We start from the raw sequence: 24,514 nt of genomic DNA, 5'->3' as shown, positions 1-24,514 counted from the left end.
TGCACGCGGACGATGCGGCGAGAACGGGGCCGCCGAGTCGGTGCGCGTCCAGACTATCCGCCGCCTCCGACGGCGGACCCGAGCGGTGCCGCTCGCTCAGCCGCCCCGGTCGAGCTCCCCGCGCTCGGTCCAGACCCGCCACACGTCGGGCCGACCCGGCTCGGGGGCGATGAGCACGAGTCCGTGGGCGTCGCTGCGCACCGGGGTCCCTCCCGCCGCGGTCACCGCGTCGAGGGCCTCCGGCGCCGGATGCCCGTAGGTGTTGCCCTCGCCGACCCCGATCAGTCCGAGGGTCGCGGCGGCCGCCCGGTAGAGCTCCGGTTCCTGATCCGCCGAGCCGTGGTGGCTCACCTTGACGACGCTGACGGCCCGGATGCGCACCGCGGCGAGGAGGCCGCGCTGCGCCTCCTGCCCCAGGTCGCCGAGGGCGAGCATGCTCGGGGCGCAGGCGACCGAGCACTCCCCCGCCGCGCGCCACTCCAGCACGAGACTGGCGTCGTTGCCGGGCTCGATCCCCCGATGGTCGGGCGGCCACAGCACCCGCCAGCTCTGCGCGCCGAGCATCCCCTGCTCGCCCGCCGCCACCGGTCGGACGACGGCCCCTCCCGCGGCGAGCGCGTCGAGGATCTCGGCATCGCGCTCGTCGGCGAGGGGCCCGGCGATCACCTCGTCGACGCGCCCGACGACCACGTCGACGGCGCCGACGTGATCGTGATCGAAGTGGGTGAGCACGAGCAGGTCGAGGCGGTCGATGCCCAGGGTGCGCAGGCAGGCGTCGAGCAGCTCCGGCTCGGCGCCCGTGTCGATGAGCGCGATCTCGCCCGCCGAGCGCACGAGCACGGCGTCGCCCTGCCCGATGTCGCACTGCGCGATCGTCCAGTCCGACGGACGCCCGAACCCCTGCAGCGTCGCCGTCCCGACGGTGAGTCCCGCGGTGACGGCGAGCAGACCGCTCGTGGCCGCGAGCGCTCTCCGACGGCCGCGGCGACCGAGCACCGGGGGGACACCCGCGGCCCCCAGCAGACCCGCGATCACGACGGCGAGCAGCACGGCCCCCGCTCCGCCCTCCGGCCACGGCAGCTGCGCTCCCGGCAGCTCCGCGGCGACGCGGGCGATGCCGCCGATCCACGATGCCGGCAGCCAGGCGATCCCGGCGGCGCCGAGCGCGAACGGCGGCGCCACCGGGGCGAGCAGGCAGGCGAGCATGCCGACGATCGTCGCGACCGGTGCGGCCGGCGCGGCGAGGATGTTGGCGGCGACGCCGGCGAGCGGGATGCTCGGCTCGAGCAGCACGAGAACGGGCTGGCACGCGATCTGCGCGGCCAGCGGCACGGCGATCGCGAGCGCGAGGGGTGCCGGCATCACCCGGCCGAGCCGCTCGGCGAGCGGCCCGGCGAGGAGCAGGAGCGCCGCGGTGGCGAGCACCGACAGCACGAAGCCGTACTCGCGGCTCGTCCACGGATCCAGCACGAGGATGCCCAGCACCGCCGCGCCCAGCACGGGCAGCCCGCGCCCGGGCCGCCCGCCGGCGAGCGCGACGAGGACGACCGCCGCCATGACGGCCGCCCGCACCACGCTCGGCTCGGGCGTCACGAGCAGCACGAACCCGCCGAGCGCCGCGAGCGCCACCCCGATGCGCACCGGGCGGGGCCACCCCGCGAGGGCACCGGCACCCATCACGAGCCCGACGACGATGGCGCAGTTCGCCCCCGAGACGGCCGTGAGGTGGCTGAGGCTCGAGGCCTTCATCGCATCGTCCAGCTCGTCGCTCACGGCGCTCGTGTCGCCGATCGCGAGGCCCGGCAGCAGCGCGGCCCCGTCCCCGCGGAAGACGCCGGCGACGTCGAGGAAGCGCGCTCGCAGATCGTCCGCCGCGGAGAGCAGAGGGGGCGCAGCACCGCCGACCGTGACGGCGCCCATCGGCGCGAGGAGCGCGGCCCGATCGTCGCCCGCCTCGGTCGGCAGCACGCGCCAGCGCGCGTCCAGCCGGGTGCCCAGGGCGAGACGCTCCTCGGCGGGCACCTGCAGCAGTCGCACGGGGACCCGCATCCCGAGCTCCTCGCCCGTACCTCGGTCCTCCAGCACGAGCAGCGTGGCGTCGGCGCCTCCCTCGGCTCCCGGCGCGACCGTCGCCTCGAGAGCGACGACGCCGACGGCCGACCCGCCCTCCTCCCCCAGGTCGGCGAGCAGGGGCGGGATCCTGGCCGGCGCGGCGAGGGCGATCGCCGCCGCGACGACGCCCACGGCGACGACGGACGGCAGGAGCGCGCGAACGAGCCCCGGGACGCGGGGGCGCCTCGCCGCGCGTCGGACGACGAGGACGGACGAGAGGGCGGCCGCGAGGGCGATGACGGACGTCGCGAGCGCGGCCTGCGGCAGGGCGACGAGGAGCACGGCGGCGAGCCACCCGACGCCGGCGGGGAGCGCGAGACGGGCATCCACCGCCGTCGGATGCGCCGCCGTGTCGCGGGCAACGACCGGTGCGCCGCTCACACCGTCACCTGATCGCGGAAGCCCTCGAGCGTGCGATCGCCGATGCCCGAGACCGCGAGCAGCTCGTCGACGGCGCGGAAGGGCCCGTTCTCGTCGCGCCAGGCGATGATGCGGGCCGCGAGGGCGGGGCCGACCCCGGGGAGCGTCTCGAGCGCGGCGGCGTCGGCCGTGTTGAGATTCACGACGCTCGAATCCGCGGGAGCTCCGCCCGCCGTCGCGGTCCCCTCCGCCGGGGGCGGCGGGGTGACGACCTCGCCCGCCCGCGGCACCCGCAGCTGCTCGCCGTCGGCGAGCACGCGGGCGAGGTTCACGCCGCCGAGGTCGGCGTCCTCCGTCGTGCCGCCCGCGGCCGCGATCGCGTCGACGACCCTGTCCCCCGGCCGCACCTCGACGATGCCGGGCGTGCGCACCGCACCGAGCACGTGCACGATGACCGCGGTGGCGGCGGCTCCTCCGCCGGTTCCCGCCCCGTCGTCCCCCGCGCCGGCCGGGCCGGAGGGGGATGCTCCGCCCTCCGCCGCCGCTCCGCCCGCGTCGACCGCGGTCGTCGTGCCGCCGGGGGTCACGATCGCTCCGACGACGGCGGTGGCGAGCCCGAGCAGCCCGAGGAGCAGCACGCCGCCGATCGCGGCCCGCACCCGTGCCGAGCGGCGAGGAGTGCGAGGCGCTCCGTCACTCATCGCCATCCCGCCCCCGTCATCCCGCGGGAACCGCCCCCGCGTTCGGAGACCCTAGGCGGGCGCGCCGCGGCCCCTGCGTGCAGGACGCCGGGGCCGGGGAGCGGCTAGCGCTGGGTGGCGATGTTGACGACCCGCGGCGCTCGGGCGATGACCCGGGCGATCGGGCGGTCGCCGATGGCGCGCTGCACGGCGGCCGAGGCGAGAGCGAGCTGCTCGAGCTCGTCGTTGCCGATCTTCGGGCTCACCTCGAGCCGGTCGCGCACCTTGCCGTCGACCTGCACGACGGCCGTCACGGCCTCCTCGACGAGCAGCAGAGGATCAGCCTTACGCCAGCCGGCGAAGGCCACGAGCCCGTCGCGGCCGCGCGAGGCGTCGCCCCGGCCGAGGCGCTGCCACATGTCCTCCGCCGTGTACGGCGCGAAGATGGAGAGCGCGACGGTGACCGCCTCGACGGCCTCCCGCACGGCCGGATCCGCAGCACCGGGACCGGAGTCGACGGCCTTGCGGATCGCGTTCACGAGCTCCATCGACCGGGCGACGACGACGTTGAACTTGAACGACTCCATGAGGCCCGGACCCTCGGCGAGGAACCGGTGCGTCGCGCGACGCAGCGCCGGGTCACCGGTCGACGGGTCGGCGTCGACGGGCGACGAGACCTCATTCGCCAAGCGCCAGGCGCGCGCGAGGAACTTCTGCGACCCGGTCGGCGAGACGTCGGCCCAGTCGATGTCATCCTCCGGCGGTCCGGCGAAGGCCATCGTCAACCGGACGGCATCGACGCCGAAGTCGTCGACGCCGTCGGTGAAGGTGACGATGTTGCCCTTCGACTTCGACATCTTCGCCCCGTTGAGCACGACCATGCCCTGGTTGAGGAGGGCGGAGAACGGCTCGGTGAAGCTCACGTAGCCGAGGTCGAAGAGCACCTTGGTGATGAAGCGCGCGTAGAGCAGGTGCAGGATGGCGTGCTCGACGCCGCCGACGTACTGGTCGACGGGCGCCCACTTCTCGGCCTCGGCCGGGTCGAAGGCGCGCGTGGCGTCGTTCGGGTCGAGGAAGCGCAGGAAGTACCACGACGAGTCGACGAAGGTGTCCATCGTGTCGGTGTCGCGGCGGGCGGGCTGCCCATCGGGGGTGGTCGTGGCGACCCAGTCGGCCGCGCCGCCCAGCGGCGAGGTGCCCTTCGGCTTGAGATCGAGGCCCTCGGTGTCGGGCAGGCGCACGGGCAGGGCATCCATCGGGACAGGCACCTCTGTGCCGTCCTCGGTGTACATGATCGGGATGGGCGTGCCCCAAAAGCGCTGCCGGCTGATGAGCCAGTCGCGCAGGCGGTAGGTCTTCGCCGCCCGGCCGGTGCCGCGCTCCTCCAACAGCTCGATCACGCGCTTGATGGCGTTCTGCTTCGAGAGGCCGTCGAGGGGCCCCGAGTTGATGAGGCGGCCGTCGCCCGTCAGCGCCTCGCCCGTGTGCGAGGGGTTCAGCTCGGGGATATCGCCCGTCTCGAGCATCTCGGGCGTGATGACGGGCATGGCGCCGGTCACGGGCGCGTTCGTGTCGACGACGACCTTGACCGGCAGGTCGAAGGCGCGGGCGAAGTCGAGGTCGCGCTGATCGTGCGCGGGCACGGCCATGACGGCGCCGTGGCCGTAGTCGGCGAGCACGTAGTCGGCCGCCCAGACGGGCATCCGCTCACCCGTGACGGGGTTGATCGCCCAGCGGTCGAGGAACACGCCGGTCTTCTCGCGCGAGGTGTCCTGACGGTCGATCTCCGACTTCTTCTGCACCTGCTCCAGGTAGTCCTGGAACCGCATGCGCACCTCGGGCGTCGAGCCCGCCACGAGCTCGGCGGCGAGGTCGCTGTCGGGCGCGACGACCATGAAGGTGGCGCCGAAGAGGGTGTCGGGGCGCGTGGTGAAGACCGTGACGGGGCTGTGGTGGCCCTCGATCAGGAAGTCCACGTCGGCACCCGTCGAGCGGCCGATCCAGTTGCGCTGCATCGCGAGCACCTTCGACGGCCAGGAGCCCTCGAGCTGGTTGAGGTCGTCGAGCAGGCGGTCGGCGTAGTCGGTGATCTTGAAGTACCACTGCGTGAGCTTCTTCTTCACGACGACGGCGCCCGAGCGCTCGCTCGTGCCGTCGGCGAGCACTTGCTCGTTGGCGAGCACGGTCTGGTCCACGGGATCCCAGTTGACCCAGCTGTCCTTGCGGTAGGCGAGGCCCTTCTCGTACATCTTCAGGAACAGCCACTGGTTCCAGCGGTAGTACTCCGGGTCGCTCGTGTGCAGGACGCGGCTCCAGTCGAAGCTCGCCGCGTAGCGCTTCATCGACGCCTTCTGCTGCGCGATGTTCTCGTACGTCCAGACCCTCGGGTCGACGCCCCGCTTGATCGCGGCGTTCTCGGCCGGGAGCCCGAAGCTGTCCCAGCCGATGGGGTGCAGCACGCTGAACCCGCGCTGACGCCAGTAGCGGGCGACGATGTCGCCGAGCGCGTACTGCTCCGCGTGACCCATGTGCAGATCGCCCGAGGGGTACGGGAACATGTCGAGGATGTACTTGCGCGGCCGGTCGGCGTCGTCCTCGGAGATCGAGAACGGCTGCATCTCCTCCCATACGGGCGCCCAGCGGGACTCGATGGCCCGGAAGTCGTAGGCGTTCTCGTCGCGGTCGTCGTGCGGGCGGTTCTCGTCAGTCACGGAAGGTCTCTCGCAGAAAAGGCATGAAGAAGCGGGGGATGCGGCGCGAGCGCGCCGTCTCTCATCGTACCCGCGGCCCGGCGGCGCTCAGGCGCGCTCGACCCCCAGGGCGGCGAGCAGCGCGGCCGACTTGAGGCGCATCTCGGCGACCTCCTCGACGGGGACGCTGAGGGCGGTGATGCCGCCGCCCGCCCCGAGCGTCGCCGTGCGGCCCTCGACGAGCACGCTGCGGATCACCATGGCCAGATCGGCCGTACCGTCGGCGGCGAGGTAGCCCGCGCACCCGGAGTAGACACCGCGCGGAGCGCCCTCCAGCTCCGCGAGCAGCTGCATCGCCCGCCGTTTCGGCGCGCCCGTCATCGAGCCCGCCGGGAAGCAGGCGGCGACGGCGTCGAGCGCATCCAGCGCGGGGCGCAGGCGGCCCTCGATGGTCGAGACCAGCTGGTGCACCTGCGCGTAGGTCTCGATCTCGAGCAGCCCGGTGACCGTCACGGTGCCGAGCGCGCACACCCGCGAGAGGTCGTTGCGCATGAGGTCGACGATCATGAGGTTCTCGGCGCGCTCCTTGTCGCTCGCGGCGAGCTCGGCGGCGAGGGCGGCGTCGGCTGCGGCATCCGCCCCCCGCGGTCGCGTGCCCTTGATGGGGCGCGTGCTCACGACGAGACCCTCATCGTCGCGCTCGAGCCGCAGGAAGGTCTCGGGGCTCGCGCTCACCAGCGCGGTGCCGCCGATGCGCAGCAGGGCTCCGTGGTGCGCGGGGCTCGCGGCGCGCAGACGGGCGTGCAGGGCGAGCGGATCGATGTCGGCCTCGTGCTCGACCGCGACCGAGGTGGTGAGGCACAGCTGGTAGGCCTCCCCCTCGCGGATGGCCTCCTGGCAGCGCTCGACGAGGGCGGCGTAGCGGTCGTCGTCGTGACGGCGGGCGGGCGGGGCGCCGCCGGCGGGGCGGTCGGCCGGCGCGGTCGCGGTCGCGCCGGCGGTGCGCGCGCCGTCACCGGTTCGGGATGCCGCCCGCGCGCTCGCCAGCAGCTCGAGCATCTCGTGCCGCCACGCATCGAGCTCGGCGCTCCAGGCGCCCGCGCCCTCGCGATCCAGCGCCACGAGCTCGGCCGTGCCGTTCTCATGGTCGACGAGCAGCCCGCGGTCGACGGCGAGCCACGATGCCCGGTGGTGGGCCGGAGCGCGGGGCACGGGCATCCCCATCGTCTCGTCGGCGAGCTCGTAGCCGAACCAGCCGACGAGGCCCAGGGGCACGACGTCGCCCGGCGCGAGCGCCGGCATCGAGGCGAGGGCGGCGCGGAGCTGCGGCAGCACCGGAAGCCCGGGCTCGAGGACGATGCGGGAGCCGGTGGCGAGGAGGGAGCGTCCGGTCTCGGCGGCGGCGCCCGAGTCGAGCCAGACGAGATCGGCCCCGGGATCGCGCGCCTCCATGGCGGCGGCCAGGTCGCCGAGAGAGGGAGGACCGTCGAGCGGATGGCGCAGCAGCCCCGCGCGTGGCGCCCCTCGTCCCATGGTCCGAGTGTACGAGCGGGAGCCGCCCGCGGCGCTCGCAGCCGGGGCGGGGAGGCCTGCGAAAAGGGGGCATCCGGCATTCGGAATGCGCATGCTCGCCACCCGGACTGGGGGCGTGAGGGCACTCCCCTTGATCCGACCCGATCCGTAAGCTTGCGGCAGCCGCGCCACAGGTGCGCGGCACTGATCGGGGGATCGATAGCGTGAGCGACGACGAGTACGGGCGGGTTCCCGCCGGGTGGTACCCGGACCCCCTCGGCCTGCCCCAGCTTCGCTGGTGGGACAACCACGCGTGGACCGAGCACGTCTCGGACGCCCGTCAGCCCGTGGTGCCGCAGGCCACCGCGCCGACCACCTTCGCCGACGACGAGCTCCCCGAGCGCGAGGAGGCCGACCCGAGCGGCACGAGCGGCACGATCGTCGAGCAGCCGAGCGTGCAGGTGCTGCGGGAGCTCGAGCCGCCGCGCACCGATCCCGTCCCCCTCCTCATCGAGCCCGACGTCATGCAGGCGGCCGCCGCTGCCGCTGATGGCGTCCCTCCTCTGAACGCGACCATTCCGAGCACGCCTCCGCCGGCGGTCCCGACCTACGTCGCGCCGGCCGCATCGGCGGCCTCCGCCGCACCCGCATCGACGCCGGCGGCTCAGGGCTTCCCGAGCGCTCCGGCGGCATCCGCTCCGCCCGCGCAGGCCGCGCCCGTCACGGGCGATCACGAGCAGCCCGCCGGCAGCGTGCCCGGCCCCGTCCCGGCCGCCTCCACGCCCTCCACCGCCTACTCGGCGGGCTACCCGTCGGCGGCGCAGCCCTCCGCTCCGCATCCTTCCGCCGGCTACCCCTCCGCTCCGGTCGGCGGCGCGCCCTTCGGCGCGAACCCGGACTACGGCGGATGGACGACCGAGGCGGCGGGTTCCGCACCCCAGTACACGGGCCCCGCGAGCGCCTCCGCACCCTTCGGCTCCGCGGCCGGCGGCCCTGCCTACGGGCAGAACGCCGGCTACGCGCCCCAGTCCGCCGGGCAGGGGTACGCCCCGCAGCCCGGATACGGGCAGCAGGGATTCGGCCAGCAGCCGGGCTACGGTCAGCAGTTCGGGTCGCCCGCGGGCTACGGATCGGCAGCGGGGTACGGATCGGCCGCGGGCTTCGGCTCGGCGCCCGGCGCCCCCACCTACGCTCCCTCGGTCACCGAGACCCCGGTCGCCGCGACGCGACGTCGCGGCGGCGGCGCCTCGATGAGCGCGGGCACGGCGCCCACGGCACCGGCCCTGCACACCGTCTCGGCCTGGGCGATCGCCCTGCTCCCCATGCTCCAGCTCCTGCTGAGCCTGCTCGTCGTCGCCGCCTTCACGGGAGGGCAGAGCCTGCCGATCATCGGCGCGCTGTGGCTCGCGCCCTACCCCGTCGTCATCGTGCTCGCGATCCTCGACGCCCGAGGGCTGCGTCGACGCGGCGTCGATCGTCCGGCCAGCTGGCTGTGGGCGCTCCTCGGGCCGCCCGTGTACCTGACCGCGCGCGCGGTCCGGCTCAGCCGCTTCTCCGGCGCCGGGTTCGGCCCCGTCGCGGTCTTCCTCCTCCTCGGTGGCCTGCAGGCCGGCGCAGTGATCGCCGTGCCCGGTCTCATCATCGGCGCCGTGCCGCAGCTGTTCGCCGCCGAGGCCTCGAACAGCATCGAGCTCAGCGCCCGCAGCATCGGCTCGAGCCTCGATGTGACCTGCCCCGACACGCCGCCGCTGTTCATCGGCCAGCAGTTCCGCTGCCCGGCGGTGTCGAGCGACGGGACATCGGTCGTCGTGACGTCGAGCCTGCAGCGCAGCAACGGATGGATCGCCTGGCAGGTCGACGACTGGGGCGTCTACACGCTCGGCGGATAACCGAATAGGCAGCACGTCGCACCCGCCATCTCGCGGGGGCGGCGCACCGGGCGGCAACGGGTGTCGCGCGGTGGGACCGACCGGGGGGTCGGATCGATCGGGGGATCGGATGAGCAGCACGACGACGACCACGCGGGTGCCCGCAGGCTGGTACCCGGATCCGCTCGGGGACGCCGGGACGACGCGACGGTGGTGGAACGGCGAGGCCTGGACGGAGTACACCGCCCCGCTCTCCTTCGGCTCCGCCTCGAGCGCCTCGTCGACGACCAGCGCCGATGCGGCGGGGCTCGACGACGACGCGCAGCGCGATCCGGCCGCGAGCGGGAGCACCGCCCTCGCCGCCCCTCTCGCGCCGACCGCGCACGACTCGGCGCTCGCGGCGCTGGCCATGTCCCTGCACGCGGGGTCGCCGGCGACGAGCCCGTGGGATGCGCTGCCCTCCGTCGCCTCCGCGACGGTCTTCTCCCCCGCCGCGGTCTCCGTACCGAGCACCGCCACCGGGTCGACCGCGACCGCCGACAGCACGCATACGCGCACCGCGGCGCGGTCCCGGTCGGCGAGCTCGAGCGCGGGAGGGTCCGCCTCGACGGATTCCGCGCGCGACCACCGGTCTTCGATCGACACCGGCCGTCCGCCCGTCCTCGTGCCCGCCACCCGCACGCACACCCCCGCCGTCTGGATCATGACCACGATGCCCGCGGTGCACCTCCTGCTGCTGGTGGCCCTGGCGACGCGCTTCCCGGTCGACGCTCCGGTGTGGACGATCGGTCTCGCCCTCGCGCTGCCCGCCGTCTGCGCGGCGGGCCTCGCCGCCGTGGACGGCCGACTGCTCGGTGAGGACGGTCACCTGCGCGTGGCCCCGTGGGGTCTCGCCGTCCTCCTGCCCCTGCTCTACCTGATCGTGCGCGCGGCGATGCTCCCGCGCCGCCGATCCGCCTGGGCGCCCGTCCTCGCCGGCGTCGTCGTTCTCGCCGCCGTCGTCGCCCTGGGCATCCTGCTCGCGCCCACCGCCGTCGCCGCGGTGGTCGCCCTCATCGTCTGAGCCCGCCCCCCGGGTTCAGACATCACCCTCCGAGCCTCTCGTAGGCTCGGAGGGTGAACCTCCTCCCCCGTCGACCCGGCGCGAGCCTCGAGCTGCTGCGCGCCGAGGCGCACGACGAGCTGCAGACCGTCGTGCACGAGCGCCTGCGCGATGGGCAGGACCCGTGGGACTTCATGGAGGAGCTGCCGACCGTCGACGAGCTGGTGGTGTGGATGCTCCGCGCCGAGCGCATCCGCGAGGACGGTGAGCGCATGCCGACGCCCGCCCGCGACTACCGCGTGCTGCGCCAGATCGCGCTCGACCATCCCGCCCTCACCCCGACGGTCTGGCGCATGCTCGGCCGTCTCGAGGCCGACGCCGGCTGACGCCGGACGCCAGGAGCCGCGCACCGGGCGCCGCGCGCCGCGCGCCTAGAGCCTGCGCAGCCCGAGCACCCGCACGACCGCGACCCCCTGCTCGGCGCTCTCCGCCAGGTCGACGACGGCCTCGATGCCCCAGTCGCGATCGCCGGCCGGGTCCTCGACGACCTGCCGCACCGCCCACGTGCCGGGAGCATCCACCGGGTTCTCGTCGATCTGCACCATGCTCGCCGCGCGCGCCGCCCCGCCGGTGCCGATGACGTCGTGCTCGTCGTAGTAGGCGTCGAGGGCCTCGGGCCAGCCCGCATCGGGATCGAGGGCCACGAGGTCGTCGTCGCGCTGCAGGGCGGCGAGCTGCACGCGGCGGAACAACTCGTTGCGCACGAGCACGCCGAAGGCGCGACGGTTCGTCGTGACGTCCGGCGGGGGCGGGGGCACGACGGGCACGGAGGGGTCGGTCGTGGGGTTCGAGAGCTGCTCCCACTCGTCCTGCAGGCTCGAGTCGACCTGGCGCACGAGCTCCGAGAGCCAGGCGATGAGGTCGCGCAGCTCCTCGGTCTTCGCCTCGTCGGGCACGGTCTGGCGGATGGCCCTGTCCGCGTCGCTGAGGTAGCGCAGCAGCAGGCCCTCCGAGCGCGCGATGCCGTAATGCGAGACGTACTCGGTGAAGGTCATCGCCCGCTCGTAGACGTCGCGCACGACCGACTTGGGGCGCAGGCTCGCGTCGCGGATCCACGGCTGCGAGGAGGCGAACGTCTCGAACGACTCCTCGAGCAGCTCCGCGAGCGGGCGGGGGTAGGTGATCTCGTCGAGCGCGTCCATGCGCTGGTCGTAGTCGAGGCCCTCGGCCTTCATCGCCCCGATCGCCTCCCCGCGCGCGCGGTGCTCCTGCTGGTTGAGCACCGGCCGCGGATCGTCGAGGGTCGCCTCGATGATGCTGACCACGTCGAGGGCGTAATGGCCGGTGCCGATGCCGCCCCGATGGGAGCCCGTCTCGTCGCGCGACGCGCCCTCGACGTCGTCGGGATCGAGCAACTCGATCATCGCGAGCGCGAAGGGCGAGAGCGGCTGGTTGAGGGCGAAGTTCGGCTGCAGATCGACGGTGAGGGCGATGCGGGGCGGATGCCCGGCCGGCACGTCGCGGTCGATGACGAGCACCCCGGCCGCGACGAGGGTCTTGGCGATCGACAGCGCGCGGCGCACGAGGTCGCGGCGCCGGGCGGCGGGCTCGTGATTGTCGGTGAGCAGCGAGCGCGCGTGCTCGAAGACGTCGCCCCCACGGGCGATGATGTTGATGAGCATCGCCGCCGAGACCCGCATGCGGCTCTCGAGCGGCTCGGGCACGCCGCCGACGAGGCGCTCGAAGCTCGTCTCGCTCCACGTGACGAAGCCGGCGGGCGCCGCCTTGCGCACGATCTTCTTCTTCTTCTTGGGGTCGTCGCCCGCCTTCGTCGTGGCGAGGGCGTTCTCGATCTCGTGCTCGGGCGCCTGCACGACGACGAGCCCCGAGGTGTCGTAGCCGGCCCGGCCCGCGCGCCCGGCGACCTGATGGAACTCGCGCGCGGTGAGCTGCCGCGTGCGCACGCCGTCGTACTTCGACAGCGCCGTGATGAGCACGGTGCGGATGGGCACGTTGATGCCGACGCCGAGCGTGTCGGTGCCGCAGATGACGCGCAGCAGCCCCTGCTGGGCGAGCACCTCGACGAGGCGGCGGTACTTGGGCAGCATGCCGGCGTGGTGCACCCCGATGCCCGCGCGCACGAGGCGGCTGAGGGTCGTGCCGAAGCCCGTGGTGAAGCGGAAGTCGCCGATCGCGGCGGCGATCTCATCGCGCTGCTCGCGGCTGACGATGCGGATGCTCGACAGCGCCTGCGCGCGCTCCATCGCCGCCGCCTGGCTGAAGTGCACGACGTAGACCGGCGCCTGCCGCTCGTCGAGCAGCCGCTGCACGGTCTCGTGCACGGGCGTGCGCACGTACTCGTGGGTCAAGGGGATGGGCCGCTCGGTGTGCGTGACCTCGCTCACCGGGCGGCCGGAGCGGCGGTGCAGATCCTCCGCGATCGCCGAGACGTCGCCCAGCGTCGCGCTCATCAGCAGGAACTGCGTGCTCGGCATCGTGAGCAGCGGCACCTGCCAGGCCCACCCGCGATCGGGATCCGCGTAGTAGTGGAACTCGTCCATCACGACGAGCCCGACGTCGAGGCCGTCGCCGTGCCGCAGAGCGAGGTTCGCGAGGATCTCGGCGGTGCAGCAGATGATCGGCGCATCCCCGTTGACCGCCGAGTCGCCCGTCACCATGCCGACGTTCTCGGCGCCGAACACCTCGACGAGCTGGAAGAACTTCTCGCTCACGAGCGCCTTGATCGGCGCGGTGTAGTAGCTGCGGCGACCCTCGGCGAGGGCGACGGCGTGCGCGGCGACCGCCACGAGGCTCTTGCCCGAGCCCGTCGGGGTGGCGAGCACGACGTGCGCGCCGGCGACGAGCTCGAAGACGGCCTCCTCCTGCGCCGGGTAGAGGGGTCGTCCGCCCTCGGCCGCCCACGCGGCGATCGCGTCGAAGGCCGCGCCCGCCTCGTAGGGTTCGGGCATGCGCTCCATCAGCTGAATCATCGTCTCGAGTCTGCCCTACCCGGCCCCGGGAGGAGGCCCTGCTCGCGGCGTCGTCGACGGTGCCGTGCGCGCCGCCCGCCGCGCCCTAGCGCCTCGCGAGCCCGCCGTCCACCCCCTCGTCGCGAGGAGCCCGGTGCGGTGGACTGACTGCGCGTCGCCCGGTCGGGACGGCGCGACGAGCCGGGAGGACCCCATGACCGACGACCAGCGAGCCCCGCACGAGAACGAGACGATGCACGACCCCGACGCGGTCACCGAGCCGGAGAGGACGCCCGCCGAAGGGCGCTTCGACATCGGCGAGGGCGTGAGCGGTGTCGCCGAGACCGATGCGGAGCCCGCGGCGGACGCCGCTGCGGAGCCCGACCCGAGCGCCGAGCAGGCGAGCCCCGGATACGGCGACGCCCGTCGCAGCATCGCCGGAACCGGCGAGGATCGCGACGCCTGAGACCCGTCGGCGCCGCGCGGGCCGGGGGTGCGCATCCTCGGCAGCACCGGCTCCGCCGCGCCCGCCCGGTAGGTCGCTCCAGGACCAATGACCCTGTCCGACCGCGCGGGCCCCCGCTTCACTGTTCACCAGCCGTCGACCCCCGTACCCGGCGGTCGCTGCCCGACGACGCCGCCCGACGACCAGGAGACATCGATGACCCCCTCCCCCCGCTCCCCGATCCAGGCTGCTCCGATCGTCGTGCCCCGCACCGGCTCCGCGCCGGCGCTGCCCCCCGGCGCGCCCGCACGGCTGATCGATCGAGCGCTCGCCGCCTGGTCGGCGCGGGGGTACACCGAGCCCCACGCCGCCGGTCCGCGCTCCCGGCGTCGTCACCCGGCGGGATCCGACGCATGATCGCGGTGCGCCCGCGTCCCGCGGGCGAGGGCAGGAGCGGGCGATGACCCTCATCTCCGTCGTCATCCCCGTGCTCGACGATGCGCCGATGCTCCGCGTGTGCCTCGCGGCGCTGGCGACGCAGTCGAGGCCCGCTGACGAGATCATCGTCGTCGACAACGGCAGCGTCGACGGCAGCGCCGAGGTCGCGCGCCGAGCCGGAGCCCTCGTCGTGCGCTCCACCGCCGCGGGGATCCCCGCCGCGACGGCCACGGGTTTCGACGAGGCGAGCGGCGACATCCTGGCCCGCCTCGACGCCGATTCGGTGCCGCCGATGGATTGGATCGAGCGCATCGAGGCCGCGCTGGAGGACCCCGAGCTCACCGCGATCACGGGCCCCGGCCGCTTCTACGGAGGCTCGAGCATCGGCAACTGGATCGGTCGACGCGTGTATCTGGGCGGGTACTTCCACCTCGTCGGATGGGCGCTCGGCCGACCGCCGCTGTTCGGCTCGAACTACGCGATCCGCCGCCGCGCGTGGGCGATCGTGCGGGGCAGCGTGCACCGCGATCAGGCCGACGTGCACGACGACCTCGACCTCAGCTACCAGCTGACCGCCGACATGCGCGTCGACTTCGACCCCGCCCTCGTCGTGGAGGTATCGGCACGGCCCTTCGCCTCGATGGGCGCCATCGCGCACCGCCTGCATCTGGCGTACACGACCATCCTCGTCAACGAGCGCCGCCGATCGTCGTGGCGGCGCCGTGCTGACCAGCGGGCCGCTCTGCGCACCCGCGAGGAGTCGGCTGCGGAGCAGCGACCGGCGATCCCCCGGTAGCGCTCGGGCCGACCGCGCACGAGCGCGCCCATCGGGGCCTCTCCCGCTCGCCCGACGCACTGCCCGCCTCGCGGCACCCTCAGCCTGCCGCGGCGGTCAGGCTCCGACGGCCGCCGGCACGGCCGTCACCCGGCGCACGAAGGCGACGAGCCGTCGGTACACCTCCTGCGATTCGGGATGCCGGTAGTCCTGCTGCCAGGTGTGCCGGGCACGGCGGGATGCGCGGCCGTAACTGAGCACGTCGACGGGCACGCCCCATCCGCGGGCGCGGGCCACGAAGTTCGTGCTCGCCCGGTGGAAGTAGTCCCGCTCGGAGGTCGTGAGGAAGACCGCCGGATAGTCCGCGTCGATCCACTCGATGGGCGACAGGAAGCGCGCGGGGGCGCTCAGGTCCCCCTTCCGCTCGGCCTGCGGCAGGAGCATCCTCACGAAGCCGCGACCCAGCACGGAGCCGCGCTCGAGCACGGTCGAGAAGTCGCCGGGGGTGCAATGCTGCACCACGCCGCGGATCGCCGCCGACGGTGCCGCGGCGTCGATGCCGTACCGCTCGCGCAGCTCGGGCCGGGTCTGCGCGGCCACGAGCAGGGCCGCGATCTGCCCGCCGGCGGAGTCCCCGCCGACGACGATGCGCGCCGGGTCGCCGCCGTGCTCGCCGGCGTGGTCGATCGCCCAGGCGAGCGCGGCGGCAGCATCCTGCATGATCTGCGCCATGTGCACCTCGGAGGACACCGTGCGGTAGTTGACGTTCACCACGAGCACTCCGTGCGAGGCCTGCGTCGCGCAGTACTTGCGAACCGCCGCCTTGTCCCCCGAGGTCCATCCGCCGCCGTGGAAGTAGACGTAGACGGGGAGCCCCTCCCGAGGGCCGTGGGGCGCCAGAACGTCGAGCACCTGCTCCGACGTTCCGCCGTGCACGTACGGGACGTCGTTCACGTGGTGGACGCCGGCGATCGGATCGACGTTGAAGCGTCGCCGCTCGGCCGGCCCGATCAGCCCCATCAGCGCGCGCCAGACCCAGACGGGCACTCTGGCGAGAGGGGGTCGCATTCGCCCACGGTAGATCCCGAGCACCGATGCGCCCTGTGGCCGAGCTATGCGCGCGCCCTGTCCGCCCGCGGCGGCGAGCCGGATTCGGGTCAGGGTGACGGGACGAGGAAGATCGGCAGCAGCCCGGGGTTGTGGGCGTGCACGATCACGAGGAACACCGCGAGATCGAACAGCAGGTGCACGATCAGCACGAAGGTGAGGCTCCTGGTGCGGGTGAAGATGAACCCCTGCAGCAGGGCGAACGGGATGGTGAGCGCGGGCCCCCACGCCTGGTAGCCGAGCTCCCACAGGAAGCTCACGAAGATGATCGCCTGCAGGATGTTCGCCACCAGCGGTCGGAAATGGCGCAGCAGCAGCGCGTAGCAGGTGCAGATGAAGAAGAGCTCGTCCCAGGTGCCGACCGCGTTGACGCCGACGAACAGGCGAGCGATCTCGTCCGGCGCCTCCACGGCGGGCCAGTTCAGGTACACCTCGCTGGTGATGAAGTAGAACGGCAGGATCAGCCAGCCGAGGAACGGCACCGAGATCAGGTACGACCGCTCCCACGGCTCCCACTTCTGCCCGCTCCGCCAGGGGAAGCGGATGGTCCTCCGTCGGTAGACCAGACGATCGATGAGGAAGGGCACGAGCACGGCGAGCGTGAACACCGTGCCGAGCACGAGGATGTTGAGGTAGCTGATGTCGGCCTCGACGCTCACGAGGCTCACGATGGTGATGCCGATCGCGATCAGCAGCAGGTCCTGGAACAGCGGTCGATCGAGCACGAAGGCCGCCCCGAGGCTCACCACGAGCAGGAGGTAGCCACCCGGGCGCACGGGCTGGTCGTAGAGGCCGAACAGCAGCACCGCCGAGAGCGCGACGCCGATCGCCGGTAGCAGGCGCGCAGCGGTGAGGGGCGGGACGTCGGCCGGGGCGAGGGCTCGATCGGCGGCGGGCATGCCCCCATCCTGCCCTGGATGCCCGGCTCCCGCCGCTCTGCCGCGCGAGCGAGCGCGCACACGGTAGACCCGTGCGCTCCCGCTGTCCAGCCCCTGCCGATGCGCGGGACTTTCGGCTTCACTGGCCTCATGACCGCACACGAGCAGGACGAGACCACGATGGGCCAGAACCCCGGAGCCGACGGCGACGTCGGAGCGGGGCACGGCGAGAGCACGCAGACCGGCGCGCACCCCACCGGCACCGAGCAGCCCCGCCCGGAGGAGCTGGAGGAGGACGGCGGCTTCGACGAGGGGCAGCGCGACGGCGGCGTGCCCGGCAACGCTCCCGAGCACGACCACGACGGCGGCACCCGATGACCGCCGAGCACCACGACGGCCAGGGCGGCGAGCACGAGGAGCAGATCCACGTCTCCGCCGACGCCCTCGGCGGGTCGAACGCGACGGGAGGCTACGGCGATGAGTCGACCGGTCTGAGCGACGCGGCGACCGCCGACGAGGCGCCCTCCGATGGCGCAGGCCACGAGACCGAGCTCAGCGACGACACCCCCCTCCTCGACCGCAGCCCGGGCGAGGACGCCGTGGATCCCCGCGGCGGCAACGCCGATCGCTAGCGCCGTGATGGATGCTGCGCCCGGCTCGCCCGACGGCCGCCCCGAGGCCGCCGACGCCGAGGAGTCGTCCGAGGAGCGCGCGCACGCCGCCGACGAGCGCACCGATGCCGGTGCTCCCCCTGCTCAGGAGGAGCCGGGCTGAGCCCGCGCCCCGCGAGCGGGGCTCCCGCCGCCATGGCGCGGAGCTCCGCTCAGCGCGGCCCGACCTCGCGCCACATGCCGCGCATATCCTCGGAGCCGAAACCCGCCTGCTCGTAGAGGTGCTCCGCCTCCGGGCTGGCGAAGAGCCCCACCCACACCGGTGCCGCCGCGTGCTCCGCGGCCCGCGACAGGAGCCGATCGACGAGGGCCTCGGCGATCCCCTCGCCCTGGTGCTCGGGGTGCACGATGACGTCGTGGATCATGAGGTACTGGCGGCCGTCGCCGAGCATCCGCGCCATGCCGATCGCGCCGCCGTCGGCGTCCAGCGCGACCGCGCCGAGGATCGAGGCGTCGAGCGCCTCGTCGATCGTGGGCCAGTGGAAGTGATCGAGCCAGCCGACCGCCGCCGCGAGGGCGTGGAACTCCTCGACCGTCGCGACCCGATCGAGCAGGCGCGCGCTCCCCTCCGCCGCCTCCGCGGTCTCCGTATCGGCCATCTCGTCCACGCCCTTCCGACTCCTGCGCGGACCCGCCGCGGTTCGGGGAGAGTGTAGAACGGCTCCGCCGGCTCCCGTGCCCCCCTGTCGCGGGTCGTGCGCCGGCGTCGAAGCCGACGTACACTCGCCGAAGTCGACTCCGTGAACCCGAATCACGGAACCTGAGGGGGGACCGCGATGGACTCTCGTGCCGGAACGCCGGCGGCGGGGTGGTATCCCGATGCCGCACGCCCGGGCACCGCCCGGTGGTGGGACGGCGCCGCATGGACGGAGCACAGCGTGCTCATCGACGAGGCCCCGTCCGCGGCGAGCTCGGACGATCACGCGAACGGGAGCGCGTCGAGCGCGTCCGCCGAGCCCGCGTCGAGCGCGTCCGTCGAGCCCGGCTCGAGCCTGACCGCCGAGCCCGACCCCGGCCTATCCGTCGACCGGCCGACGAGCGACCCGACCGTCGACCCCGGCGCCGAGCCTTTCTCCGCCGCCGCGTCTGCCGCGCCGCTCGATGCCGCCCCACCGCTCAGCCGGCGGGAGCGACGTGCGCTGGACGAGCGCCGGCAGGCCGCCTCCGCCTCCTCTCCGCCCGTCATGTCCGCCCCCTTCGCCGCTCCCCCGGACGGCGGAACCTCGGCCGCCACCCCCGATCCCGGCGAGATCGACGCCGCCTGGGCGCCCGTCGCCGCGACCGCCGGGCCGGCCGCCGAGCCGACGGCGGACCCGGGGCTCGCCTCGGATCACCCGACCGCCGAACCGCAGCCCGACGCGACGACCGCCGCGCGGCTCGCCGAGGCGGCACCGCCCCTCGCGGGCACCGCCGCGCCGCCCGAGATGCTCGCCCCGGGCTGGCCCGTGCTGCCGCAGCTCGCCGTTCCCGATCGGGTCGTCGACATCGCGTCGGCCGACTACCAGCCGATGGCGCGCACCTACCCCTCGTCTGCGGCGGCTCCTCCGTACCTCATCCGCGGCGCCCTCTCGACGGCGACCTTCGGAGCCTGGGCGCTCGCGCTGATGCCGCTCGCGATCGCCGCGGCGCTCGCGGCGGTGTTCGTGCTGCTCGTCCTCCCCGATCCGAGCGTGCTGCTCATGGCCGGCAGCGTGCTCATCGCCGTGGCCGCCATCGGGGTCGGCACGCTGATCTGGACGATCCTGTTCTCGGCCCTCGATCGCCGACGCCTCGGTTCGCTCGGCCACGATCGCCGGCCCTCCATCCTGTGGGCGGTGCTGCTCGGGCCGTTCGCGTACTTCGTCGCCCGCGTCGTCGCCCTGCGGGAGAGCGGACGCCGGGCGGCAGCGCCGCTCGTCGGGTACATCGTCGCCCTCGCGCTCGTGGCGGTCGGTGCGGGCGTCGCCGTCGGCGTGGGTGCCGCGAGCCTGACGAGCGTCTCGGCGATCGGCAGCATCGAGTCCTCGCTCGCCGCGTCTCTCGCGCAGCAGGGCATGCCCTACTCGGTGCTCTGCCCCAGCGGTATCGATCTCGTCGACGGCGCCGTCCTCGTGTGCGAGGCGCACGACGAGATCGGGGTCGCCGCGCTCGTCGAGGTGACGATCACCGATCCGGCCGGAGCCTTCTCCTACCGCCTCGTCTAGTCGTCCCGAGGAGCCGCCGCGCTCGAGGGCCGTGCCGAGGCCGCGGGTTCCGCCGCCCACCGTGCGACGGTGTCGAGCACCTGCGGGTGCGCGAGCACGCGGAAGTGCCCCGCCACCGGTATCTCGACGTTCCGCGCGCCGGCGAGCCTGCTGGTGCCGGGCACGTACTGATCGAATCGGCTGTAGATCGACACGATGCGGTCGTCGACCTCGGTCGCGGCGGCGAGCTCCCTGATCACGGGGCGGGCGGGAGAGAACTCGCGCCAGGCGCTCACCGCGTAGCGGGCCAGAGGCGAGCCGGGGAAGGGGGCGTTGATGGCGATGATGTGCGCGATCCGGGCATCCCGATCCTGCATGAGCAGCAGCTTGCCGATCAGCCCGCCCTTGGAGTGCCCGACGATGACGACGTCGCGCAGGTCGAGGCGTTCGAGGTAGCGCTGCACGATCAGCGCGGTCTCGGGGATGGGGCGGCGCGTGAAGCCGAGCTCGGCCGGGTGATGCACGGCGTGCCCCTGCTCGCGCAGGCGGGTGGCGACGGCATCGAGGTAGTGCCAGGTCTCGAAGACCCCGGGGATCAGGAGCACCGGCCGCGCGGTGGGCGTCGAGCTCGGCGGCGGCGGTGTCATGCCGCGTCGGAGCGAGAGCCAGCGTCGACCGAGCACGTAGCCGTAGTCCTGCACGATCTCGCGGGCGGTGGTGAGGCGGTGCACGGCCCCAGTCTCGCCCACCGGGCTGACGGCCCGGTCGCGCTCGCACGGCGTTCACAGGTCGTCGATGCCGAGCAGGAGCACGCCTGCGTCGTGCGCGAGCAGCAGCGCGCGCAACGGGATGCCCGCCTCGGCCGCCGCGTCGACGAGCACCGCGCCCCAGGCCCTGACCCCCCGATCGGGATGCTCGCCACCGGGTCGCTCGAGCACCGCCACGACCGAGGCGGCGCCGGCCGAGCGCGCGAGCTGCTCGATGATGCGGGCCATCCCGTCCACCGCGTCGAGCTCGGGATGCGCGGGGATGCCCTCGACGGGCACGAGCAGCGGCAGCTGCCGATCGCGCGGATCGAGCATCATGAGCCAGAGCTGCGGGCGGATGGCCGCTCCGACGAGCCGGGCGACGCGATCGAGCACCTGCTCGTCGCTGCGCAGCGGTTCGTCGTCGTGGGCGGGAGGGCGGGGGTGTCCGGTCGGGGATCTCATGCCGGGCATCCTGCGCCGCCCGCTCGCGACCGACCGGCGCGCACCCGCGATCCGGGGAATCCGGTGTGCGGCGCCCGACCGGGGAGGGCCCGCGGTGCGTAGGGTCGGGGCATGACCGATCGCCTCTCGAGCCGCTCCGACATCGGCCCCGCCGACGCGATCGTCGTCGGCGCCGGCCCGAACGGTCTGGCCGCCGCCGTCACCCTCGCCCGCGCCGGACTCGACGTGCTCGTCATCGAGCGCTCGGCGACGATCGGCGGGGGTGCGCGCACCGCCGAGCTGACGCTGCCGGGGTTCCGGCACGACGTCGGCTCCGCCGTGCACCCCCTCGCGCTCGCCTCGGGGTTCTTCCGCCGGTTCGAGCTCGATCGCCGCATCGAGCTGCGGGTGCCCGACGCCTCGTACGGGCATCCCCTCGACGGCGCGCGCGCGGCGATCGCCTGGCACGACCTCGATCGCACCGCCGAGGGGCTCGGCGCCGATGGTGCCGCGTGGCGTCGGCTCTTCGCTCCGCTCGTCGCCCGCTCGCAGGAGGTCGCCCAGTTCACCGGGTCGCCGCTGCTGAGGGTGCCGCCGCACCTCGGCACCGCGCTGCGCTTCGGCCTGCGCGCGCTCGAGCAGGGCACGCCGCTGTGGGGCGAGCGGTTCCGCGGGGAGGAGGCGCCGGCGCTGCTCACCGGGGTCGCCGCCCACTCCATCCAGCCGATGCCCTCCCTCGGCACCGCCGGTGTCGCCCTCTCGCTCGGCACCGCGGCGCACGCGGGGGGCTGGCCGGTGCCCGTCGGCGGTTCGCAGGCGATCGCGGATGCCCTCGCCGACGATCTGCGCGCCCACGGCGGCCGCATCGTCACGGGCGTGCAGGTCGAATCGCTCGGCGACCTTCCGCGCTCCCCGATCGTGCTGCTCGACACCTCCCCCGCGGCGCTCATCGCGATCGCCGGCGATGCGCTGCCCGATGCCTACCGCCGCCGGCTCGAGGACTACCGCTACGGCAACGGGGTCGCCAAGGTCGACTTCGCCCTCGATGCGCCCGTGCCGTGGGCGGCGGCGGATCTCGCCGCCGTGCCGACGCTGCATCTCGGCGGGTCGCGGGAGGAGATCGCGTACGGCGAGCTCGAGGTCGCCTCCGGACGGCACGCCACCTCCCCCTACGTGCTCGTCGCCCAGCCGTCCGTGATCGATGCCACGCGGACGCCCGCCGGTAAGCACACGCTCTGGGCGTACACGCACGTGCCCGCCGGGTCGACCCTCGACCCCACGGAGGCGGTGACGCGGCAGATCGAGCGGTTCTCCCCCGGATTCCGGGACGTGATCATCGCCTCCGCCGCATCCTCCGCCGCGCAGATGGAGCACGGCAACCCCAACTACCTCGGCGGCGACATCGCGGTCGGTGCGCCCTCGCTCGTGCAGCTCGCCGCGCGCCCGGTGCTGTCGCGCGACCCGTGGCGCACCCCGGTTCCGGGGCTCTACCTCTGCTCGTCGGCGACACCCCCGGGGCCGGGCGTGCACGGGCTCGCCGGCGCCTACGCCGCGCGCAGCGCCCTGCGGCACGAGCTCGGCATCCACCGGCTGCCGCACCTCGGCATCGACCGCTGATGTCGGTGACCGTCATGGCCATGCGCTGCCGGCCCGAGGACGTCTTCGACGTGCTGGCCGACGGCTGGATGTTCCCGACCTGGGTGGTGGGAGCATCCCGCATGCGCGCCGTCGAGGCGGGCTGGCCCGAGGCGGGCGGGAGACTGCACCACTCGTTCGGCATCTGGCCCGCGCTCATCGACGACGTCACCGTCATGCGGGAGTGGGATCCGCCCCGGCGCGCGGTCATGACGCCCGCCGGCTGGCCGCTCGGGGAGGCGGTGGTGATCATCGAGGCCCGCGAGCGCGCCGGTCGGGGCGATGGCGGCTGCGTGGTGCGCCTCACCGAATGGGCGGAGCGCGGGCCCGGCGCCCTCGTACCCGCCCCGCTCGCCGACGCCGTCCTGCGGGTGCGCAACCGCGAGACGCTGCGGCGGCTCGCGTTCATGGCCGAAGGCCGCGGAGGCACCAGAGCCGACTGAGGACGGGCGCGCCGCGCGTGTGGAGAGAGGCCGCGGCGATGGCGGATGCTCGCTCTACCCTCTCGCGCATGCCCACGATCCGCGCCCGCCGAGCCCTGCCACCCCGGTCGCTCGTCCTCCCCGCGACCGCCGCGCTCCTCGTCGCCCTCGCCGGATGCAGCGACACCCCGGCCATCCCCGACGCCGACCCCACGCCGACCGCCTCGCCGTTGTTCGCGAGCGAGGAGGAGGCGCTCAAGGCCGCGACGGCGGTGTACGAGGAGTACCTCGCCATCGGCGGAGCCATCCTTCAAGACAGCGGATCCGCGCCAGAGCGTCTCGAGCCGCTCCTTACGGAAGAGATTTACGAAGACGAACTCGCCTCTATAGAAACCACGGTCGCGGCAGGAGAGCGCTGGACGGGATCGCTTCGACTAACCGGCGTAAAGCTTCAGCAGTACGCAAATGACGCCAGCGGCGGTATCGAGCTCCAAATGTACGCCTGTGTGACTAATGAGGACGTCCGCATCTTCGACGCTACTGGCGAAGATGTGACGAATCCGGACCGAGTTAACCTCGGCACCTTCGACGTCGTTGTCGAATCCACCTCGGACGGAAGGCTCGTTATAGCTCAGCGGGATTATTGGTCAGAGGGCGACGAATGCGCCGAGTAGCCATTATCGGGATCATCGCGATCATCCTTGGCGTCTTTGCCTCGGGATTATCTATGTCGTCGGCTTGGGCGTGTGGCCAGTCTGAATTCGCAAATGATGCTTGCCCGGGGAATCCAGTCAGAAGTGCCGACGGAAAATCGGTTTCGCTTCAGGAATCAAGGACGCTCGACGCGGGGACCGACGGGCCCAGGGGCGGCGGCTCCTCCGGCAACACTGTCGGCAGCGCCGCCCCCTCGGCCCCACCACCGCCGCCCGAAGCCTACGAACGCGCCCTCCCCATCGCGCGGGGGGCCGCCTGCCCCACGCTCTCCGCCCGCTTCTGCTCGGAGGAAGCGCTCGGCGGCTACGTCCCCCCGGCCGAGCCGGCTGATCCCGTGGCCACCCCGCCCGGGCAGCCCGCGATCACCATCACCGACCTCGTCACCTTCCGCCCGCAGACCGCGGCCCTCGCCTCCGAGCCCTCCAACGTCGCCATCGTGGGCCTGCCTTTCAACCCCTACGCGACCATCGGGCAGCACGTCGTCGCCGGAACCCTGCTCGGCCAGCCCGCCGAGGTGCGCTTCACTCCCTACGCCTACCAGTGGGACTACGGCGACGGCACCCGATCCCGGACGGGCACCGCCGGCGCCTCCTGGGCGGCGCTCGGCGCCCGCGAATTCGACCCCACCGCGACCAGCCACGTCTACCGCGAGCGAGGCAGCTACACCCTGACCCTCACCGTCGAGTACACCGCCGAGTACCGCTACGCCGGCAGCCCGTGGATCCCCGTCACCGGGGTGCTCACCCTGCCGGCTCCCCCGCTCGAGGTCGTCACGACCGGCGCCACGACCGTGCTCGTGAGCGGCGACTGCCGGCAGCAGCCCTCCGGGCCGGGGTGCTGACCC

The 24,514-nt window shown here is 73.7% G+C and carries 23 protein-coding genes; 13 read left to right on the top strand and 10 right to left on the bottom strand.

The window, feature by feature from the left end; all coding sequences use genetic code 11:
- Positions 1-96 precede the first annotated feature (96 nt).
- The 4 genes from OVN18_RS10855 to OVN18_RS10840 all read right to left on the bottom strand — a co-directional run bounded on the left by OVN18_RS10855 (position 97) and on the right by OVN18_RS10840 (position 7,375).
- Positions 97-2,493 carry a ComEC/Rec2 family competence protein gene (locus OVN18_RS10855; RefSeq protein WP_267780799.1) on the bottom strand — a complete coding sequence of 799 codons (2,397 nt, stop codon included), beginning with the start codon at positions 2,491-2,493 and terminating at the stop codon, positions 97-99.
- Positions 2,490-3,179: a ComEA family DNA-binding protein gene (locus OVN18_RS10850; RefSeq protein ID WP_267780797.1), complete on the bottom strand. Its 690-nt coding sequence runs from the start codon at positions 3,177-3,179 to the stop codon at positions 2,490-2,492. Before OVN18_RS10850 ends, OVN18_RS10855 begins: the two co-directional genes overlap by 4 nt.
- 98 nt (positions 3,180-3,277) lie before the next feature.
- Positions 3,278-5,863, bottom strand: a complete 2,586-nt coding sequence (leuS, locus tag OVN18_RS10845; RefSeq protein WP_267780796.1) for a leucine--tRNA ligase — start codon at positions 5,861-5,863, stop codon at positions 3,278-3,280.
- An 87-nt stretch (positions 5,864-5,950) separates the two neighbouring features.
- Positions 5,951-7,375 (bottom strand): anthranilate synthase component I family protein, encoded by a 1,425-nt coding sequence (locus tag OVN18_RS10840; RefSeq protein ID WP_267780794.1) that lies wholly within the window; start codon positions 7,373-7,375, stop codon positions 5,951-5,953.
- 203 nt (positions 7,376-7,578) lie between these two features.
- Here OVN18_RS10840 and OVN18_RS10835 point away from each other — a divergent pair, with 203 nt between their 5' ends.
- From OVN18_RS10835 to OVN18_RS10825, 3 genes are all read left to right on the top strand, one after another.
- The gene (locus OVN18_RS10835) at positions 7,579-9,243 is read left to right on the top strand and encodes a DUF2510 domain-containing protein (RefSeq protein ID WP_267780793.1); all 1,665 of its coding nucleotides are present in this window, start codon (positions 7,579-7,581) and stop codon (positions 9,241-9,243) included.
- Between the two features lie 109 nt (positions 9,244-9,352).
- Positions 9,353-10,285, top strand: coding sequence for a DUF2510 domain-containing protein (locus OVN18_RS10830; RefSeq protein WP_267780792.1), 933 nt, complete (start codon positions 9,353-9,355; stop codon positions 10,283-10,285).
- Between the two features lie 53 nt (positions 10,286-10,338).
- Entirely contained in the window at positions 10,339-10,650 is a 312-nt protein-coding gene (locus OVN18_RS10825; RefSeq protein WP_267737036.1) for a tryptophan synthase subunit alpha, read from the top strand.
- Between the two features lie 45 nt (positions 10,651-10,695).
- On the opposite strand, the gene OVN18_RS10820 is transcribed toward OVN18_RS10825, so the two are convergent.
- Positions 10,696-13,254, bottom strand: a complete 2,559-nt coding sequence (locus OVN18_RS10820; RefSeq protein ID WP_267780791.1) for a DEAD/DEAH box helicase — start codon at positions 13,252-13,254, stop codon at positions 10,696-10,698.
- Positions 13,255-13,447: 193 nt separating this feature from the next.
- Between OVN18_RS10820 and OVN18_RS10815 the strand changes: the two genes are divergently transcribed.
- Together OVN18_RS10815 and OVN18_RS10810 are read left to right on the top strand one after the other, a co-directional pair.
- The gene (locus tag OVN18_RS10815; protein WP_267737034.1) at positions 13,448-13,699 is read left to right on the top strand and encodes a hypothetical protein; all 252 of its coding nucleotides are present in this window, start codon (positions 13,448-13,450) and stop codon (positions 13,697-13,699) included.
- Positions 13,700-14,138: 439 nt separating this feature from the next.
- On the top strand, positions 14,139-14,912 hold the full coding sequence (locus tag OVN18_RS10810) for a glycosyltransferase family 2 protein (protein WP_267780790.1): 774 nt from the start codon (positions 14,139-14,141) through the stop codon (positions 14,910-14,912).
- Between the two features lie 96 nt (positions 14,913-15,008).
- Here the strand turns inward: OVN18_RS10810 and OVN18_RS10805 are convergent, their stop codons facing one another.
- Positions 15,009-15,959: an alpha/beta hydrolase gene (locus OVN18_RS10805; RefSeq protein WP_267780789.1), complete on the bottom strand. Its 951-nt coding sequence runs from the start codon at positions 15,957-15,959 to the stop codon at positions 15,009-15,011.
- An 89-nt stretch (positions 15,960-16,048) separates the two neighbouring features.
- A complete protein-coding gene (locus OVN18_RS10800) occupies positions 16,049-16,897 on the bottom strand; it encodes a CPBP family glutamic-type intramembrane protease (RefSeq protein ID WP_267780787.1) in 849 nt (282 codons plus the stop codon).
- Between the two features lie 129 nt (positions 16,898-17,026).
- Between OVN18_RS10800 and OVN18_RS10795 the strand changes: the two genes are divergently transcribed.
- From OVN18_RS10795 to OVN18_RS10785, 3 genes are read left to right on the top strand one after another with little or no spacing between them, the layout of a single operon-like run.
- On the top strand, positions 17,027-17,254 hold the full coding sequence (locus OVN18_RS10795; protein ID WP_267780785.1) for a hypothetical protein: 228 nt from the start codon (positions 17,027-17,029) through the stop codon (positions 17,252-17,254).
- Positions 17,251-17,508, top strand: a complete 258-nt coding sequence (locus tag OVN18_RS10790; protein WP_267737029.1) for a hypothetical protein — start codon at positions 17,251-17,253, stop codon at positions 17,506-17,508. The genes OVN18_RS10795 and OVN18_RS10790 overlap by 4 nt, the downstream gene beginning before the upstream one ends.
- Before the next feature lie 4 nt (positions 17,509-17,512).
- Entirely contained in the window at positions 17,513-17,650 is a 138-nt protein-coding gene (locus tag OVN18_RS10785; protein WP_267780784.1) for a hypothetical protein, read from the top strand.
- Positions 17,651-17,699: 49 nt separating this feature from the next.
- On the opposite strand, the gene OVN18_RS10780 is transcribed toward OVN18_RS10785, so the two are convergent.
- Complete coding sequence (locus OVN18_RS10780) at positions 17,700-18,146, bottom strand: GNAT family N-acetyltransferase (protein WP_267783013.1); 447 nt, start codon at positions 18,144-18,146, stop codon at positions 17,700-17,702.
- 177 nt (positions 18,147-18,323) lie between these two features.
- Here OVN18_RS10780 and OVN18_RS10775 point away from each other — a divergent pair, with 177 nt between their 5' ends.
- Positions 18,324-19,730 carry a DUF2510 domain-containing protein gene (locus tag OVN18_RS10775; RefSeq protein WP_267780782.1) on the top strand — a complete coding sequence of 469 codons (1,407 nt, stop codon included), beginning with the start codon at positions 18,324-18,326 and terminating at the stop codon, positions 19,728-19,730.
- On the opposite strand, the gene OVN18_RS10770 is transcribed toward OVN18_RS10775, so the two are convergent.
- Both OVN18_RS10770 and OVN18_RS10765 read right to left on the bottom strand, forming a co-directional pair.
- A complete protein-coding gene (locus OVN18_RS10770) occupies positions 19,727-20,440 on the bottom strand; it encodes an esterase/lipase family protein (RefSeq protein ID WP_267780781.1) in 714 nt (237 codons plus the stop codon). The genes OVN18_RS10775 and OVN18_RS10770 overlap by 4 nt on opposite strands.
- A 51-nt stretch (positions 20,441-20,491) precedes the next feature.
- Positions 20,492-20,920, bottom strand: coding sequence for a hypothetical protein (locus OVN18_RS10765; RefSeq protein WP_267780780.1), 429 nt, complete (start codon positions 20,918-20,920; stop codon positions 20,492-20,494).
- Between the two features lie 111 nt (positions 20,921-21,031).
- Between OVN18_RS10765 and OVN18_RS10760 the strand changes: the two genes are divergently transcribed.
- The 4 genes from OVN18_RS10760 (at position 21,032) to OVN18_RS10745 (ending at position 24,511) form a co-directional block, all read left to right on the top strand.
- Positions 21,032-22,516, top strand: coding sequence for a phytoene desaturase family protein (locus tag OVN18_RS10760; RefSeq protein WP_267780779.1), 1,485 nt, complete (start codon positions 21,032-21,034; stop codon positions 22,514-22,516).
- Complete coding sequence (locus OVN18_RS10755) at positions 22,516-22,977, top strand: SRPBCC family protein (RefSeq protein WP_267780778.1); 462 nt, start codon at positions 22,516-22,518, stop codon at positions 22,975-22,977. Before OVN18_RS10760 ends, OVN18_RS10755 begins: the two co-directional genes overlap by 1 nt.
- 68 nt (positions 22,978-23,045) lie before the next feature.
- Positions 23,046-23,630, top strand: coding sequence for a hypothetical protein (locus OVN18_RS10750; protein WP_267780777.1), 585 nt, complete (start codon positions 23,046-23,048; stop codon positions 23,628-23,630).
- A 374-nt stretch (positions 23,631-24,004) separates the two neighbouring features.
- The gene (locus OVN18_RS10745; protein ID WP_267780775.1) at positions 24,005-24,511 is read left to right on the top strand and encodes a PKD domain-containing protein; all 507 of its coding nucleotides are present in this window, start codon (positions 24,005-24,007) and stop codon (positions 24,509-24,511) included.
- The last annotated feature ends 3 nt before the right edge of the window (positions 24,512-24,514 follow it).

Origin of the sequence: Microcella daejeonensis (genome assembly GCF_026625045.1) — a bacterium.
Taxonomy (GTDB): Bacteria; Actinomycetota; Actinomycetes; order Actinomycetales; family Microbacteriaceae; genus Microcella; species Microcella daejeonensis.
This window is presented reverse-complemented; position numbering and strand designations above follow the sequence as displayed.

Bases quoted from the DNA above. Each gene is read 5' to 3' on its own strand.
- OVN18_RS10850 (WP_267780797.1), bottom strand. From the start codon at position 3,179: ATGGCGATGAGTGACGGAGCGCCTCGCACTCCTCGCCGCTCGGCACGG.
- OVN18_RS10840 (WP_267780794.1), bottom strand. From the start codon at position 7,375: ATGGGACGAGGGGCGCCACGCGCGGGGCTGCTGCGCCATCCGCTCGAC.
- OVN18_RS10830 (WP_267780792.1), top strand. From the start codon at position 9,353: ATGAGCAGCACGACGACGACCACGCGGGTGCCCGCAGGCTGGTACCCG.
- OVN18_RS10820 (WP_267780791.1), bottom strand. From the start codon at position 13,254: ATGATTCAGCTGATGGAGCGCATGCCCGAACCCTACGAGGCGGGCGCG.
- OVN18_RS10815 (WP_267737034.1), top strand. From the start codon at position 13,448: ATGACCGACGACCAGCGAGCCCCGCACGAGAACGAGACGATGCACGAC.
- OVN18_RS10810 (WP_267780790.1), top strand. From the start codon at position 14,139: ATGACCCTCATCTCCGTCGTCATCCCCGTGCTCGACGATGCGCCGATG.
- OVN18_RS10805 (WP_267780789.1), bottom strand. From the start codon at position 15,959: ATGCGACCCCCTCTCGCCAGAGTGCCCGTCTGGGTCTGGCGCGCGCTG.
- OVN18_RS10800 (WP_267780787.1), bottom strand. From the start codon at position 16,897: ATGCCCGCCGCCGATCGAGCCCTCGCCCCGGCCGACGTCCCGCCCCTC.
- OVN18_RS10795 (WP_267780785.1), top strand. From the start codon at position 17,027: ATGACCGCACACGAGCAGGACGAGACCACGATGGGCCAGAACCCCGGA.
- OVN18_RS10790 (WP_267737029.1), top strand. From the start codon at position 17,251: ATGACCGCCGAGCACCACGACGGCCAGGGCGGCGAGCACGAGGAGCAG.
- OVN18_RS10780 (WP_267783013.1), bottom strand. From the start codon at position 18,146: ATGGCCGATACGGAGACCGCGGAGGCGGCGGAGGGGAGCGCGCGCCTG.
- OVN18_RS10775 (WP_267780782.1), top strand. From the start codon at position 18,324: ATGGACTCTCGTGCCGGAACGCCGGCGGCGGGGTGGTATCCCGATGCC.
- OVN18_RS10765 (WP_267780780.1), bottom strand. From the start codon at position 20,920: ATGAGATCCCCGACCGGACACCCCCGCCCTCCCGCCCACGACGACGAA.
- OVN18_RS10760 (WP_267780779.1), top strand. From the start codon at position 21,032: ATGACCGATCGCCTCTCGAGCCGCTCCGACATCGGCCCCGCCGACGCG.
- OVN18_RS10755 (WP_267780778.1), top strand. From the start codon at position 22,516: ATGTCGGTGACCGTCATGGCCATGCGCTGCCGGCCCGAGGACGTCTTC.
- OVN18_RS10750 (WP_267780777.1), top strand. From the start codon at position 23,046: ATGCCCACGATCCGCGCCCGCCGAGCCCTGCCACCCCGGTCGCTCGTC.